We start from the raw sequence: 15,937 nt of genomic DNA, 5'->3' as shown, positions 1-15,937 counted from the left end.
AACAACCAGAGAAAATTGAAACACAAAATGATCAGAACCACTAAACTAAATATAGCTTAACTATGGGAAAAGTAACCGGATTTTTAGAGTATGAAAGAACTGCTCCTGTAAAAGAAGATGCTAAAGAACGTTTAAAGCATTATAATGAATTTGTACAGAATTTCGAATTAGAGCAGGTAAACCGGGAAGCCGCAAGGTGTATGGATTGCGGGGTTCCTTTTTGTCAGTCGGGCTGCCCGCTGGGCAATGTGATTCCGGAGTTTAACGACGCAGTATATAAAGGAGACTGGCAGCTGGCTTCTACCATTTTGCTGAGCACAAATAACTTCCCTGAATTTACAGGAAGGATTTGTCCGGCACCATGTGAGTCGGCCTGCGTACTTGGAATCAACAGGTCTCCGGTCTCTATCGAAGAAATAGAAAAACATATTATTGAAATTGCTTTCAATAAAGGATACATCAAAGCGGAAGAGCCATTGATCCGTACCGGCAAGAAAGTAGCAGTTATTGGTTCCGGACCCGCAGGTCTGGCAGCAGCAGCGCAACTGAACAGGGCTGGTCATGAGGTGGTAGTTTACGAACGTGATGATACGCCGGGAGGATTGTTGAATTATGGCATTCCGGATTTTAAACTTCAAAAGGACGTGGTCACCAGAAGAATCAGCCTGATGGAAAAAGAAGGGATTGTTTTCAAATGTAACTCCAATGTTGGGGTTAATGTGGAACTCAATACCCTGCTTAGGGAATACCAGTCGATCGTATTGGCTGGAGGATCTACCATTCCAAGAGACCTGAACATTACCGGCCGTGAGGCGAAGGGTGTTCATTATGCTATGGATTTCCTGAAGCAACAAAACAAACGTGTGAAAAGCGTGAACATCGATGGAGAAGCGATTCTGGCTACCGGGAAAGATGTGATTGTGATCGGGGGTGGAGATACGGGTTCTGATTGTATTGGTACTTCAAACCGACAGGGGGCAAAGTCTGTGATGCAGTTTGAGATCATGCCAATGCCATCTCAGAACCGTACAGCCAATATGCCTTGGCCAACCTTCCCAATGCTTTTAAAAGTAACTTCTTCTCATGAAGAAGGTTGTGAAAGGGCCTGGGGAGTGAATACCAAGGAATTCATCAAGGATGAAAATGGAAACCTGAAAGCCTTAAAAGTAGTGGATGTGGAATGGGAGATTGATGCTGTAGGCAGACCTTTAAATTTCAAAGAGAAAGCGGGTACAGAGCGTGATTTGCCTTGCCAGCTGGTTTTATTGGCCATGGGTTTCTTACATCCTCAAAAGGAAGGTTTGATCGAGAAATTGGGCGTAGAGCTGGACAATAGAGGAAACGTAAAAGCCGAAGAGGGTAAGTACCAAACTAATATTGCTAAAATCTTTGCTGCCGGAGACATGCGCCGGGGACAATCCCTGGTAGTATGGGCCATCTCAGAGGGTAGGGAAGCCGCACGTAAAGTGGATGAATACCTCATGGGACATAGCCGCCTGCCATCCAAAGATGGAATCCCTTATGCTTAATCCTTAAAAATGAGATAAGATTTATTTCATTATTGATAATAAAACCCCGGAAATTTAATATTTCCGGGGTTTTTTGATTTAAAATAGCATCCGGAATTCCGGTGATAAGGAGGATTTATCGCGATAACGGGCCTATATCAATACTTTTCCTTGAAAATCAGTTAAATAACCAGAAAGATTAAACATAAATCCTTGCCAGTGATGATCTTGAATTTTACTTTTTAGCAGTTAATTTACAAAGAATTTACAATTCATAGGTGTTATTTTGTAAATGGGCATTTTCATTTATTTATATCGTTCTACGTCGTCTGAGCGATGTTTTATAAGTAAAGTTGACTGCCTGAATTTCCACTGAATTTCAACTCCCGAAATCAAATGAAAAATGTCCGGACGAAACCTTGATTTGGGATTTTTGGTGCTTCAAAAATTATATTATTACTGTGTTTTTTGTGGTAAATCCGTCAATTTTATACCAAAATATGCTGTTTTTTGACTTTGTTGTTAGTTTAAATACCTGTAATACTGATTGTTAAGCGTGTTTTGTAACGGAAATGAGACGTTGTTGACATATAAAATTCGGCAAAAGCTTAAATTATAGTTATTAACTAATCCTGAAATGACTATGAAAAGACCGTTACTAACGCTAATGGTGCTGTTGCTGTTTACAATAACAGCCTGGGCACAAACACGTACCATCACTGGTACCGTAATCGCGACAAGCGACAAAAATCCCCTCCCTGGGGTATCTGTAAGGGTGAAAGGGCAGAAAACAGGAACACAAACCGGGGCCAATGGAAAGTACTCCATCGAGGTGAACGGAAACAACCTGAGCCTGGAGTTCTCTTACCTGGGTTTTACAACCCTAACGAAAGCAATCGGATCAAATAATCAGTTAGATGTTTCTTTAAGTGATGAAGAAAACAATTTAAATGAAATTGTGGTTACCGCCCTTGGTATCAAGAGAGAGAAACGCACATTGACCTATTCTACACAGGAAGTGACGGGGAATTCTCTGGTTGCTGCCAAAGAGAATAACCTGGTCAATGCACTGGCTGGTAAAGTGGCCGGTGTTCAGATCACGAATTCAAGTGGTGCTGCAGGTAGCTCTTCAAAAATTGTGATCAGAGGAAATACTTCCCTTACCGGAGAGAATGGTGCTTTATTCGTTGTGGATGGAGTGCCGATTAACAATACGGAAGCGGGAAATCCGGATGGTGCATTGAGTGCCGGAGGAACAGCTAACAGGGCAATTGATATTGATCCGAATATCGTAGAAAGTGTCTCTATCCTTAAAGGAGCAGCAGCAAGTGCCTTATATGGTTCGGCGGCAGCGAGAGGGGTGGTCATCATCACGACAAAAACGGGTAAAGGAAAACCTTCTGTCTCGCTTTCTTCGGGTATTACTTTTGACAATGCCATATTCCCTGAATTCCAGGATAAATATGCGCAGGGTACCAATGGTACTTATGTAGATGGTAACAATGGCCAGCTGAGCTCCGGTTCATGGGGACCACTGATTGAAGGATTAACCGTAAATGGCGCTCCGGTAACGAAGCATGATCCAAGAAAGGAATTCTTTAAACAAGGTTTTACCACAGACAATACGCTTGCGGTAAATGGATCTACGGATAAATCATCGTATCTGGTTTCTTATTCCTACCTGAATACAAAAGGTACGATGCCGGGTACGGATTTCGGCCGTCACTCTTTCTTTACCAAATTTACACATGAAATTACAAGCAAAGTATCAGTGACCGGTCAGCTGAACTACATCAACACCGCAAATGACCGCCTGCCAGAGGGCAATAGTCTGGCGAGTCCATTCTGGACGGTTTATGCCGCACCAATTTCATGGGATCCTTTTCCAACCACTAACCCTGACGGAAGCCAAAGGGTTTATCGCGCAGCAAGGAATAACCCTTACTGGCTGGTAGACAACGTTAAGTTTGCTTCGGTTGTAAACAGGTTTTTACCGGTATTCACACTAAATTATAACCCGACACCGTGGTTAACAATTACAGAAAGACTGGGTGCTGATATTTTTAATGATGGAACGACCTATCATGAAGCTCCGGGAATTGTTGGCGGGGAATCTGCGGATGGAAAAATGTACAACCGTGAAATCAATTTCAGACAGTTTAACCATGACCTGATCGTTGAGGCCAAGAAAAACTTTGGAGATGATTTCTTTGGAAGCATCCTGGTCGGGAATAACATCCTTTCTTCTGAGGAAAGAACGGTATTTGACAAGGGCATCGGACTGGGCGCGAAAGATTTTTACAACATCGCAAACGCATCCACCATTGTATCTAAAATTACGGACAGGAATTATAGAAAAGTAGGAGTGTACGCACAAATGACCGGTGAATACAAACGCATGCTGTCTTTATCCTTAACCGGTCGTTATGATGGAACTTCGGTACTTAGTGCCGATAAAAGATTCTATCCTTACGGATCTGCCTCTGCAGGTTTTATATTTACAGAACCTCTTGGTCTAAGTAACAATTCTATCCTTAACTTCGGTAAAATCCGTGTTTCTTATTCTTATGTAGGAAATGATAACGTTGCACCTTACAGTATTGGTACTCCTTATACAAAACCAACAATCGGAAATATTGAGTTCCCTTACGATGGACGTAACGGGTTTTTACTGACCAATACCTATGGTGACCCTAACCTGAAAAACGAAGGCTTAAAAGAGTTTGAAACAGGTCTGGAATTAAAGATGTTTAAGAACAGGTTTAATATTGAAGCGACTTATTTCAACAAGATCAGTAAAGATCTGATCAGTACCACACCAATTACACCATCGAGTGGTTTTAATGCGGCTGTAATTAATGCGGCAAGTATGTACAACAAAGGTTTTGAATTGATATTGAGCGGTACACCAATCAAAACTCAGGACATCACCTGGGTAGTGGGACTTAACTTCTCTAAAATCAATAATAAAGTGACGGATATCGGTCAGAATCTGGACAATATTCAGTTTGCCGGATTTGTCAGCCCCGGAGTATTTGCTTATAAAGACCAGCCTTATGCAGTTATTTTTGGTTCAAGATACCTGCGTAACGATGCCGGAAAAATGGTGATCGGTGCCGATGGTTATCCGATCATTGATGAAAAGCTTGGTCCGATCGGAAATACAGTGCCGAAATGGAATGCAGGACTAACCACCACTTTTACCTGGAAAGGCCTGAGTCTTTCTGCCGTATTGGATATGAAAAAAGGTGGAGATGTCTACAACCTTGATAATTTTTACCTGAATTTCTATGGGGTAACGAAAATAACTGAAGACAGAACAGGTACGAGAGTATTTGACGGTGTTACCGAAGATGGACAGGTAAATACCAAAGTAGTTCCAATAGATCAGGGATATTATCAAAATAACTATTCACAGGTAGATGAAAATGGGGTAGAAGATGGTACTTATGTGAAATTGAGACAGGTAAGCCTGGCTTATAATTTCGCGCCTTCACTTTTAAAGAGAACACCATTTAAAGGATTGAGCATTTCCGCTACAGGAAGAAACTTATGGTTCTATACGCCGCATTACACAGGCTCAGATCCGGAAGTAAGTTTATATGGAACCGGAAATGGTGGCGGCTTTACCAATTTTGTTACCCCATCTAACAGAAGCTATAATTTCGCTGTAAAAGTTACTTTCTAAATCGAACAACATGAAAAAGACATATTATACCTTAATCGCATTTATATTACTGGTGTCTGCATCAGGATGTAAAAAATTCCTTGACATTAATAAAGATCCAAACAATCCGGTAGACGTTCAGGAAGCTTTGATTTTGACTCCTCTGGAGATTTATACGACCACCAATATTATCGGCGGTTTTCCGGGCAGCGTATCCGCCTATTGGACGCAGCAACTGGCCATCAATCAGCCGGCTCCGGAAATTGATTCGTATAGAATTACACCAAGTGATGTAAACAATACCTGGAGCTTTGACCTTTATCCTGCAATTTTCTATAATTCCAGGCTTATGATCGATAAAGCAGAAAAGGCAGGTAACAATGGTTATGCGGGCATCGGAAAGGTCTTGCTGGCCTATAATTTAGCGGTTTGTACTGACCTTTGGGGCGACATTCCCTATACCGAAGGTTTCGCAGCTTTGGGTAATTTAAAACCTAAATACGATTCACAGGAGAGCATTTATAAATTGATTCAGACTACGCTTGATCAGGCGATTGTGATCCTGAATTCTGCGCCTGCTGGTATTCGTGTAGGTAGCGATGATTTGATCTATGGTGGTGATTTCGCATCCTGGAAAAAACTGGCTTATACACTTAAAGCGAGATATCACCTTCGCCTGAGCAAAGCAGCAGGTTATTCGGCAACAACACAGGCAGATTTAGCATTGGCAGCATTGCAGAATGGATTTTCTGCAAACGCAGACAATGCAAAAGTAACCTATTCCGGAAAAGCAAAAGGAGAAAATCCATGGTACCAGGGAACATTGCCTGGAGCAGGAGGAGTAGTGCTTTCTAAAAATTTCGTGGACCTGTTGAAAGCTAATAATGATCCCAGGCTACCTATTTTAGCCGCTCCGGGTTCGGGTGGCGACTATGTAGGCCGACAAAGCGGAACGATTCCAACTACAGATCCTACCATTTATGCCGCAGTTTCCCCTAATGTTGGCGGATACATTGCGGACGATGAAGAAACCGGAAAATCGGCCCCTGTGTATCTGGCTACCTATGCAGAAGCACTGTTTATCAAGGCTGAGGCTACCTTAAATAAATCTGGTGCCGTAGCTGCACAGCCGGTGTTGAAAGCCGCTATCGAAGCCAATATGGACCTCTTGAAGGTTGCTGCAGCAGATAAAAATGCCTACACCGCCATTCATTCCATTCTTGATCCGGTAACTCCTTTGAAAACATTGATCAATGAGAAATATGTAGCGAGCTTCTTGTCGCTGGAAGCCTATAACGACTGGCGCAGAACGGGATTCCCTGTTTTGAATGTAGTTCCAAATGCATTCAGACCATATATCCCTCAGCGTTATCCTTATCCTTCACAGGAAGTGACCTCAAACCCTCAGCCTCAACAGAGCATCCCGACCTCTGAGAAAGTCTGGTGGGCTAAATAACCCTGATTTATCTATAAAATAAAAGGGGCCGGATCNNGATCCGGCCCCTTTTATTTTGATCTTTTGATGATCAGAATTTGTCATTGGGATTTTTTCTCTTGGTCAGCAGCATCTCAATGGTTTTCTCAATTCTGCTAAGCCTGGTTTTGTCCTGCTTTGCCGTTAAGATCCAAAGCACATACTCTTTTCTATGGGAATAAGCCAGGGACTCGAAATAAGTCAGCGCTAATGGATACTGCTCCAGGGCTGCAAGTAGATCTTGCGGTGGGAGGACCTGTTTGTTGACAACATCGATATATGCTGAAAATTCGTTCTGTTCGATGTTTTCATTTCTCACTGCAGAAGCCTTCACCAGGGCGATAGGCTTCAGACGCAGGCCTGTCCAGATTTCCGAAATCGAGATAGATGCACAAGGTGTCAGTTGATGTACTTTTACTTCCTCCCATGGTGCCATCATATGGAGATCGCTTTCCATTCCCGAGCTTTTTTTAGGATAAGCAATCCAGAATAAAGTATCGGGCCTGAGTTTTGGAGAAATGATGGCCAGTTGTTCTTTCAGCTCATAACTATTCAATACAAACAGCAGCAATGCATCAAATTCATTTTCTGCGTTAAAGCTGAGTTGTACAGCATCAAAATCTCCCAGCAACTCTGATATATTTTCAGGCGCATTTTCTACCAGAAGCTTAAATCCAGCTTTAACATGTAGCTTTTTCAGTAGTTTGTTGTCCATCTGTCCGCTCATTTAATCCGGTTATCTAATTACAACCTTAGCTTGGCAAAGAAGTCCCAAAGGACGATACCTGCAGAGATCACAATATTGAAAGAATGTTTGGTTCCAAACTGAGGAATTTCAATACATTTATCAATTTGTGCCATTACTTCTTCGCTCACTCCGTTGACTTCATTTCCAAAAATCAACGCATATTTTTTGCTGCTTTCAGGCTGAAAAGTATTCAACATAATACTTCCCGATGCCTGCTCTATGGCAATGATTTCATATCCTTCTTCACGAAGGGAAGCCACCGCTTCCAATGTGCTTTCAAAATGTGTCCAGGCCACAGACTGGGTTGCCCCTAAAGCTGTTTTTTCTATTTCCCGGTGCGGAGGTTGAGCGGTAATGCCACAGAGGTATAATTTCTCAATGGCAAAACCATCTGCCGTCCTGAAGACAGAGCCGATATTGTGCATGCTGCGTACATTGTCAAGCAGCACCACAACCGGTAACTTCTCCTGTTCTCTAAACTCTTCTACACCTACACGGTTTAGCTCGTCTGATTTTAATTTTTTCATTAAAGACTTTTGATAATTCTATCCTGCAAAATTAAAATTAAATTGCAGAAGCACCATTACCAATCTCACTGATATATATAGCTGCCGGATAACCTATTCGTTCTACATAGAAATCAGTCAGTTGTCTGGCAAAATCTTCTTCCTGTCCTTTCTTTAACAAGGCAATTGCACATCCTCCGAAGCCGGCGCCGGTCATTCTTGCACCGATCACATGCTCATAATCTGTACAAAATTCAACAACAGCATCCAGTTCCGCACCTGTAACTTCGTATAAATCCTTTAATGATTGATGAGAAGCATACATTAAGCGGCCAAACTCTGCTAAATTTCCTTCGTTCAAAGCTTTTGCAGCAAGGCTTACCCTGTCGTTTTCCCGGATCACATGCGTAGCCCTTTTCAAAACCGTCTCATCAGTAATCAAATGACTGTGCAGTGAAAACTTCTCTGCATTCAGTTCGCAAAGGTTGTTCAGCGTAATCTCCTGATTCAGTTGCGCTAAAGCGGTCTGGCACTCGGCAACCCTTTCATTATATTTTGACTCTGCCAGTTTCCTTGGTTTATTGGTATTGATGATGGCCAGGGAATAATCACCAAGGTTACAGTCTACAGATTTGTATTTTAACGTATCGCAATTCAGTACCAGCGCTTTATGGGCCTCTCCGAATGCAACGGCAAACTGATCCATAATGCCACAGTTCACACCGATAAATTCATTTTCTACTTTTTGAGCCAGCAAAGGGATCTCAATTTTTTCATAGCCAAGATTAAAGTAATCGTTTAAAGCGTAAGCCATTGCAACTTCTATTGAAGCGGAAGAAGATAATCCCGAACCAATGGGGATATTGCCGTAAAAAAGCAGGTCCAGGCCTGTAGGAAGTTCATGCTTTTTAAGGATTTCATGGAAAACACCCAATGGGTAATTGTACCATTCTGAACCTGTTTTTGTATAAGATGGTTGTAGTGCAATCTCTTGTTTTTCAGGAAAGTTAAGGCTGTTGAACCGAATCACCTGATCATTGTTCGGAGCAATGCTCAACCAGGTGCCTAAAGTAACTGCGCAAGGCATTACCAGTCCGCCATTGTAATCAATATGCTCACCAATAAGGTTCACGCGTCCGGGGGTAAAATAATTCGCCTTTGGCTCTTGTCCATATAGCGCTAAGAATTTATCGGTCAATTCCGCTTTCATTGTAATATTTTAATTTAAAGTTTTTGTTTTAAGTAAAGTATTGATAGTATTGTTTTAAATAACAACCGCCCTAATATACAATTTATGGAAACAAAGCTAATCAAGACCGGGAAATTTATTGACGGTAAGGAGATCCTTGGTATTGAGTTAACAAATACACATGGCACCTATGTGAAAATATTCAATTATGGTGCAATCATTAATAAATTTATCGTGGTGAATAAGCGAGGCGAAAAGCAGGATATTGTGCTTGGCTTCGATGATTTTGAGGGTTACGTAAGTGAGGAGTATCTGGCAGACTATCCCTATCTGGGAGCAGTGATCGGTCGCTATGCCAACCGCGTAAAAAATGGAAGGTTCACTATTGATGGAACGGTACATCAACTCACGCAAGCCAAAGGTGGCGATTGCCTTCATGGCGGAATTAAAGGATTTGACAAACAGGTTTGGGATGTGTTATCGACCATAGATCCAAGTGTTACCCTGCAATATGTGAGTCCTGATGGAGAAGAGCATTTTCCGGGAAACCTAACCCTGCAGCTCACTTTTAAATTAACCGACGAGAATGAGTTGATCCTGGATTTTAAAGGAAGTACCGATCAGGCTACAGCCATCAATATCACCCATCACAGTTATTTTAATTTATCACCTGATCTGGACTCGGTTGGAAATCACCATCATAGAATGCCTGCTAGCCATTATCTTGAGCAGGACGATAACTATGCCGTTACAGGTAAGTTAATTCCCGTAGAGGGCACGATACACGACTTCCTGGGCGGAAAGCTGATCTCTCAGGACTGGGATCCGGAAGAAGGTTATGACCAGAGTTATGTTTTGGATAAACCATATGGGGAATTTACACTGGCTTCAGAAACTTCAGAGGAAAAAAGCGGTTTGAAACTCTCCGTTTATACCACAGAACCGGTAGTACATTTGTACACGGCAAAATATACCTCAGTGAAACATGGTAAAGGTGGCGTTGAATACCATCCTTATGGTGCTTTCTGTGTGGAAACGCAACACCATCCGAATGGCATTAACATTCCTGCTTTCCCGAGTACAATACTTAGACCAGGGGAAACGTACAAACAAACTACAATTTATAAAATAGAACATAGCTAAATGAAAGTTGATATCTGGTCGGATGTAAGGTGTCCGTTTTGTTATATAGGAAAGAGAAAGTTCGAATCTGCACTTGCTGAATTTGAACATAAAGAAGCGATAGAAGTAGAATGGCATAGCTTTGAACTGGACCAGAATATGGTTACGGTACTGGACAAAAGTTCAGAGGAATATCTTGCTGAGCGTTATGGAAAGAGCCGGGAATGGGCGGCAGAAAGCCACAAGCATGTAACAGAAGCGGCAGCAGAAGTGGGCTTGAACTTTAATCTTGGTCAGTCCATTGTTGCCAGTTCCTTTGATGCACACCGTCTGATTCAGCTGGCAAAATCCAAAGGTTTGGGGGATGAAATTGAAGAGTCTTTGTTTAAAGCCCATTTTACAGATGGCAAAGACATTAGTGATCCTGCATCCCTGCTGGAAATAGGGGTAGAGGCTGGTCTGGGAGCCAATGAAATTACCGCAGTATTAAATAGTGATCATTTTACAGATGAAGTCAGATATGATGAGAAAACCGCAGAAACCATTGGCGTTCGCGGTGTTCCTTTCTTTGTCTTCAATGAAAAGCTGGCCGTGTCTGGTGCACAGCCTTCAGAGACCTTTCTTGGCGCATTAAAGCAGGCCTGGGAAGGTCAGTCTTGATATCAGGTTTGATTGAATCCATTGTCTCTAAACAATAAATCCACGATGAGTCCAGCTTNNAAGCTGGACTCATCGTGGATATCCGGACGTAAAATCTATATTTTCTTTTTGCGTTTGCCCCACCAGATATAAAATCCGGTTACCGGCAAACTGGCAGCGATAAAGCTGGCAATAAAAGCCAGGATTTTACCTGGAAGGGAGCCGATTTGTCCGGTATGGGTATCGAATGCCAGTCGGCCGAACAAATCTCCCAGATGTGCTTTTATATATTCCTTTTGCCAGAAATGAGGCATGTCGATCTTCTTTAAGTTATACTGGTCATAGTATTGAATTTCTGATTGATATGATGTTCCCGGTTTCGGATTGTAAACGAGCGTAATCACCTCTTCTTTTTTCTCCGGGTAGCTGATGGAAAGAATGATTTTTCCCATTCCCGGTTTTGCATTGGCAAATTTTGTCCAAAGCAGGTCAACCCCGTTTTTGTAAGGGGGGCTACCTTGAATTACCTTACTTGATGGTGGAACCCGCTTGGGTAGCGAGGCACCTCCCGAGCCCATCCAATAGAGCCCTTTTGCCAGCCAGGGGATACTGATCAGCACACCTGAAAATGCGATAACGAGCACAAAAAGCATGCTGTAAAAGCCAGGCACATTGTGGAGGTCGTAGTTTAAACGTTTGAACTTTGCATTCCATTTTATGGAAAAACTCTTTTTACGGGAGGATTTATTCCATTTTTTTGGCCACCAGAGTACGATGCCGGAAATCAGTAAAACGATAAAAATCAGCGTGGCATAGGAAACGATGGCCTGACCCGCTTTGCCCGGGATAAGTAAACTCGTATGCAGGTAAAGTACGACATCAAAGAAGCCTATAGCTTGTGGTCTCACTTTAATCAGTTTTCCTGAGTAGGGGTTCACATAAGCTTCCCATTCTGATTTATCTTTGAGTTGGTAATAAATGGTAGCAGCCTCTTCACTCGTATGATAAGTGATTCCTGTAATGCTGGCCGGGGCATTCAGCTGAACTGCTGTTTTGGCCTTTAGTTGTGCAGGGGCCAACATTTGCTTTGCTTCAACAGGAACAAAACGATAAGGCTCCAGGGCATTCCTGATTTCTGTTTCAAAGACAAGAATACAACCCGTAATGCCAAGAATAAACACCACCAGCCCGGAGAGGAGACCGAGCCAGAGGTGTAGAAATGCATTGATCTTCTTAAAATTCATGTTAGAACCTAACGCCAAGACTTAAAACTGCTCTTTGGGACCATAGCGGATAATAACCACCATACATACCATAGGTATAAGCTTTGCGGTTAGTCAGGTTGGTTACATTCAGGCGGGTAAAGAAATGGTTGAAACTATAAGCGGCGGAAGCATCAAAAGTAGCGAAACCTGGTGCAAGCTGTTCCGGAAGGTTATAGCTTGTTGCATAGTTTTGACCACGATAGGAGTAACCTGCGCCCAATTCAAGGCCTTTTAATGGCAAGGTGGAAAAAGCATAATTAGCCCAGATGTTTACAATTGCCTTTGAGTTTCCAGCCAGTTCATTACCTTTAGGATAGGCCGGATCATCAACGATAATTGCATCGATATAGGAAGCGGCAATATTTAAGGTAAGTTCCGCATTGATTTTACCATTAATATCCAGTTCCAAACCTTTACTCTGATGTCTGGCTCCGATATAAGAAGCGATACCGCTGGTTGGGTTGTAATCTGTATAAGGGAAATCCGGAGCCTCGGTCAGGTCGGTAACTATACCAGTCACGTTCTTTTTGTCTATTTTGAACGCTGCAAAAGTAATTCCCAGTTGATTATTGAGTAGGCTCGTTTTAATGCCAGCTTCAAACTGATGAGAATTGGTAGGTGCAACCAGTTCTCCTGTCAGTTGATTTTGCCCGTTCATTTCAAATGAATTGGTATATGACCCATAAACCGACATCCATTTCGCCGGTTTAAAAAGCAAACCTAAACGAGGGTTAAATACATCTTGTACATCTGGTTTATAAGCTGCAGGTGCACCGTCAGACCAGCTCGCTGATCGTTTTACATGGTTATAGCGCAATCCCATTAACACATGAACCCTGTCGTCCAAAAAGGAAAACTGATCCTGGGCATAAGCACCGAACCTCTTTCTTTCTGTTGCAGGATTGGCCGGTTTACCGAGGTTATCTAAAATTAGGGTAGACTGTCCATATACCGGCCGGTATAGGTTAATTGGCTTTTCCAGGGTCACCCATGGAGAAAGCGATCTTGACCTGTCGTTTTGCAACATTTCAGCCCCTACGATGATATTATGGATGATACTTCCTGTTTTAACTTTTCCCAGTATGTCGAATGTGGTACCCCAGCCTCCGTGATCTCCATTTTCCATAGAATAGCCTCTTTCCAGGTCCCCATTTGGGGTTATAGAACTCGCATCCAGCGACATCCATCCGTAACGTCTCTTTGCATTGGTGTAATAGCTGCTGTTCCTGATCTTCCAATCCTTACTAAGTTGGTATTCCAGATTTGAAAAGACACTTTCCTCGTTGCTGCGGTATTCGTTAGCAGGTTCGCCGAGGAAGGTCGCAAACCTGACTTTTTTCAATCCTTCAAAGCTATTATCCGGGGAAATGACACCTGGATCTGCAGTTCGCACATCATCATTAAAAATCCCCTCGATATTCCAGGTCAGCTTCGGGGTAATTTTCCAGGTCAGGGTTGGTGCCAGGAAAAACACCCTGCTATTGATCTCATCGCGGAAACTATTCGATTTTTCGAGCGAAGTGTTTAAACGGAATAATACTGTTTTTTGTACATTTAGAGGTCCGCTGATGTCAAATGTAGGTCTGAAAAGGCCATATTGACCGATTTTCATTTCAAATCTTTTATAGTCATAATCCAAAGGCTTTTTGGAGACCAGATTCATCACAGAGCCCGGCGCAATATCTCCATATTGTATCGATGCAGGACCTTTAAGGATATCAATGCTTTCAATGTTATCTCCATACAACTGACCCGCTCCGTTTTCAACGGAGACGCCATTGCGCATCATGGTTAAATCAAATCCTCTTCCGGTAAAAGAGTCATAACCTCCAATAAAACTGCTTGTATAAGTGATCCCACTGGCACTGCTGATGGCGTCTTTAATAGAAGTGATTTGTCTTTGCTGCAATATAGACTGATCGATGATTTGTACCATCATCGGCAGGTTTTCCAGCGGTACTTCGCTTTTGGTAACTGAAGAGGTCTTTCTTTTTTGTCCTGTTACCCTGATTTCATTCAAGGCGTTATTTTGCGCTGTTAATACAAAATTTGCTTTAATCGTTTGTCCGGCAATGACCACAATGTTTTTACTTTTTGTCCCCATGCCGATATAACTTGCAATCAGCGTTTGATTTCCAGCTTCTACATTGTTCAGTGTAAAATTCCCATCCTCATCTGTTTGTGTACTGCCCGCACCTTTTATAGAAATGTTCACAGCCCCGGACGCTTGCCCATCTGTTGTTGCCACATTACCTGTCACCCTGCCGATTTCTTTTTCCTTTACGACGACCTGATTTCCTACAGCGGTGAATTTTAAATTGGTCAGCGCTGAAATCTGTAAAAACAGCTCTTTTATGGTAGTATTGGTTCGTTGAATCGTGATTTGTTTGTTGACATCTGCAAAGCGGTTACTGTAGACAAAGCTATATCCCGTTTGCTTTTCTATCTGTTCGATCAGGTGCTTTACAGTGGTATTTGCGGGACTGATATTGATTTGTTGATTTGGCTGCTGTCCTTTTGCAATAAATGTAAAACAGACGACAGTAAGGAGCATAATGCTCTTTTTCAGGGAGGAGATTACCTGAGTAATTTTCATATTTTTGAAAGTTTTTAAAATGATAAATTGGATGTTCGCAATTTGATAGATCTTTTAAAAGCATTTTGCCGGACATGTTAGCGCATGTTCGGTTTTTTCTTTTGGAGACCTCTGGATAGGAATTCGCCTGGACTTATGGAGACATTGATCTGATTTTATAGGATTATTTGTAAACGGTTATGCTGGTGCCATTAATTTTGAATTTCAGGTCTGTACTGTATGCCATCAATTTCAGGATCTCCGATAATGATTTCTTGTTAAATTTTCCATTGAAAGTCTGTTGTTCAATTTTGTCGGTGCCGGTAAATTTTACGCCATAGTATTGCTCAAGCTCTGCAAAGACTTCTAAAACAGGGACGTCCTTAAACCACAGTATGCCATCTTTCCATGCTTTAATCAGTTCTGTATCGGTCAATTTTATGGAACTGATCTTTTGATTGCCGGTATCGTAAAGTAATTGTTCCCCGGGCTTCATCAGCTGATATTTATCTGGCGTGCCGAAGGCAATTTTGCCATGGATTAAAGTGATGTCGAGCTGCTGACTTACAGGTTTAAGTTTGATGTTGAATTGTGTCCCCAATACCTGAACATTGCTTTTGCCGGGGGTATTTACCTTAAACGGCCGATTGATATCGCTGCTTATGCTGAAGTACCCTTCGCCACGGATCATTCTTATTTCTCTGGATGTTTTGCTGAATTGACTTGGATACTCCAATATGGAACCCCCATTTAACTGCACCGTGCTTCCGTCTGGCAGGCTGATGGTCAGTTGTTTTCCGGGCTCGGTTTTTACCTGATTCCAGCTGAGTGCAGTTTTTTCATTTGATCTCTCCCTGAGGAAGAGGTAGGCCGTGGATAGGCTCAATAAGACCAGTGCTGCTATGGAAATTGATTTGAAGAGCTGAGGTTTAAAAAAAGGTTTTCGCTTTTGCTCATGGGAGATTCTCGTATTCAGGTTTTGCCAGAGTTCATCTTTTAGTGATTCCTTATTTTTTATATCAGCCGGGGCTTCAGGTAGGGCTTCGTCCTGCTGCTTCAGCCATTGTGCTACCCTTTCATTTTCTTCAGGTGTGCAGGCTCCCCTGAAATACCGCTCTAGTAGTTTATGATCCATCTACCTATATAGTACCCAAAACAAAGTACCACCCTAAGCTAAATTTAATATTTATTGTATATCTGCTATCTAATCAATAATTACCAGCTGATGAGGTGATACTGATCAG

General features: G+C 42.3%; 11 protein-coding genes. 5 read left to right on the top strand and 6 right to left on the bottom strand.

The genetic code is table 11. The features are described from left to right. Positions 1-62 precede the first annotated feature (62 nt). From DBR43_RS29050 to DBR43_RS29040, 3 genes are all read left to right on the top strand, one after another. Complete coding sequence (locus DBR43_RS29050; RefSeq protein WP_124586823.1) at positions 63-1,529, top strand: glutamate synthase subunit beta; 1,467 nt, start codon at positions 63-65, stop codon at positions 1,527-1,529. 622 nt (positions 1,530-2,151) lie between these two features. Next, positions 2,152-5,196, top strand: a complete 3,045-nt coding sequence (locus tag DBR43_RS29045) for a SusC/RagA family TonB-linked outer membrane protein (RefSeq protein ID WP_158622626.1) — start codon at positions 2,152-2,154, stop codon at positions 5,194-5,196. Positions 5,197-5,206: 10 nt separating this feature from the next. Further along, positions 5,207-6,631 (top strand): SusD/RagB family nutrient-binding outer membrane lipoprotein, encoded by a 1,425-nt coding sequence (locus tag DBR43_RS29040; protein ID WP_124586821.1) that lies wholly within the window; start codon positions 5,207-5,209, stop codon positions 6,629-6,631. Positions 6,632-6,701: 70 nt separating this feature from the next. Here the strand turns inward: DBR43_RS29040 and DBR43_RS29035 are convergent, their stop codons facing one another. From DBR43_RS29035 to DBR43_RS29025, 3 genes are read right to left on the bottom strand one after another with little or no spacing between them, the layout of a single operon-like run. After that, a complete protein-coding gene (locus tag DBR43_RS29035; RefSeq protein ID WP_158622625.1) occupies positions 6,702-7,364 on the bottom strand; it encodes a YdeI/OmpD-associated family protein in 663 nt (220 codons plus the stop codon). 29 nt (positions 7,365-7,393) lie between these two features. Continuing rightward, positions 7,394-7,924 (bottom strand): RNA methyltransferase, encoded by a 531-nt coding sequence (locus DBR43_RS29030; RefSeq protein ID WP_124586819.1) that lies wholly within the window; start codon positions 7,922-7,924, stop codon positions 7,394-7,396. Between the two features lie 37 nt (positions 7,925-7,961). After that, the gene (locus DBR43_RS29025) at positions 7,962-9,113 is read right to left on the bottom strand and encodes a galactokinase (protein ID WP_124586818.1); all 1,152 of its coding nucleotides are present in this window, start codon (positions 9,111-9,113) and stop codon (positions 7,962-7,964) included. A gap of 84 nt (positions 9,114-9,197) precedes the next feature. Between DBR43_RS29025 and DBR43_RS29020 the strand changes: the two genes are divergently transcribed. Next, the gene (locus tag DBR43_RS29020) at positions 9,198-10,235 is read left to right on the top strand and encodes an aldose epimerase family protein (protein ID WP_124586817.1); all 1,038 of its coding nucleotides are present in this window, start codon (positions 9,198-9,200) and stop codon (positions 10,233-10,235) included. Beyond that, positions 10,236-10,874 carry a DsbA family protein gene (locus tag DBR43_RS29015; protein ID WP_124586816.1) on the top strand — a complete coding sequence of 213 codons (639 nt, stop codon included), beginning with the start codon at positions 10,236-10,238 and terminating at the stop codon, positions 10,872-10,874. 95 nt (positions 10,875-10,969) lie between these two features. Here the strand turns inward: DBR43_RS29015 and DBR43_RS29010 are convergent, their stop codons facing one another. From DBR43_RS29010 to DBR43_RS29000, 3 genes are all read right to left on the bottom strand, one after another. Continuing rightward, positions 10,970-12,097, bottom strand: coding sequence for a PepSY-associated TM helix domain-containing protein (locus tag DBR43_RS29010; protein ID WP_124586815.1), 1,128 nt, complete (start codon positions 12,095-12,097; stop codon positions 10,970-10,972). Between the two features lies 1 nt (position 12,098). After that, positions 12,099-14,714: a TonB-dependent siderophore receptor gene (locus DBR43_RS29005; RefSeq protein WP_124586814.1), complete on the bottom strand. Its 2,616-nt coding sequence runs from the start codon at positions 14,712-14,714 to the stop codon at positions 12,099-12,101. A 163-nt stretch (positions 14,715-14,877) separates the two neighbouring features. Continuing rightward, a complete protein-coding gene (locus DBR43_RS29000; protein WP_124586813.1) occupies positions 14,878-15,828 on the bottom strand; it encodes a FecR family protein in 951 nt (316 codons plus the stop codon). Positions 15,829-15,937: the final 109 nt, after the last annotated feature.

It is taken from the genome of Pedobacter sp. KBW06 (assembly GCF_003852525.1).
Classification (GTDB): domain Bacteria; phylum Bacteroidota; class Bacteroidia; order Sphingobacteriales; family Sphingobacteriaceae; genus Pedobacter.
This window is presented reverse-complemented; position numbering and strand designations above follow the sequence as displayed.

Excerpts from the sequence above, each read along its gene's own strand:
- DBR43_RS29050 (WP_124586823.1), top strand. The coding sequence starts at position 63 with ATGGGAAAAGTAACCGGATTTTTAGAGTATGAAAGAACTGCTCCTGTA.
- DBR43_RS29015 (WP_124586816.1), top strand. The coding sequence starts at position 10,236 with ATGAAAGTTGATATCTGGTCGGATGTAAGGTGTCCGTTTTGTTATATA.
- DBR43_RS29035 (WP_158622625.1), bottom strand. The coding sequence starts at position 7,364 with ATGGACAACAAACTACTGAAAAAGCTACATGTTAAAGCTGGATTTAAG.
- DBR43_RS29000 (WP_124586813.1), bottom strand. The coding sequence starts at position 15,828 with ATGGATCATAAACTACTAGAGCGGTATTTCAGGGGAGCCTGCACACCT.
- DBR43_RS29030 (WP_124586819.1), bottom strand. The coding sequence starts at position 7,924 with ATGAAAAAATTAAAATCAGACGAGCTAAACCGTGTAGGTGTAGAAGAG.
- DBR43_RS29010 (WP_124586815.1), bottom strand. The coding sequence starts at position 12,097 with ATGAATTTTAAGAAGATCAATGCATTTCTACACCTCTGGCTCGGTCTC.
- DBR43_RS29025 (WP_124586818.1), bottom strand. The coding sequence starts at position 9,113 with ATGAAAGCGGAATTGACCGATAAATTCTTAGCGCTATATGGACAAGAG.
- DBR43_RS29040 (WP_124586821.1), top strand. The coding sequence starts at position 5,207 with ATGAAAAAGACATATTATACCTTAATCGCATTTATATTACTGGTGTCT.
- DBR43_RS29005 (WP_124586814.1), bottom strand. The coding sequence starts at position 14,714 with ATGAAAATTACTCAGGTAATCTCCTCCCTGAAAAAGAGCATTATGCTC.
- DBR43_RS29045 (WP_158622626.1), top strand. The coding sequence starts at position 2,152 with ATGAAAAGACCGTTACTAACGCTAATGGTGCTGTTGCTGTTTACAATA.
- DBR43_RS29020 (WP_124586817.1), top strand. The coding sequence starts at position 9,198 with ATGGAAACAAAGCTAATCAAGACCGGGAAATTTATTGACGGTAAGGAG.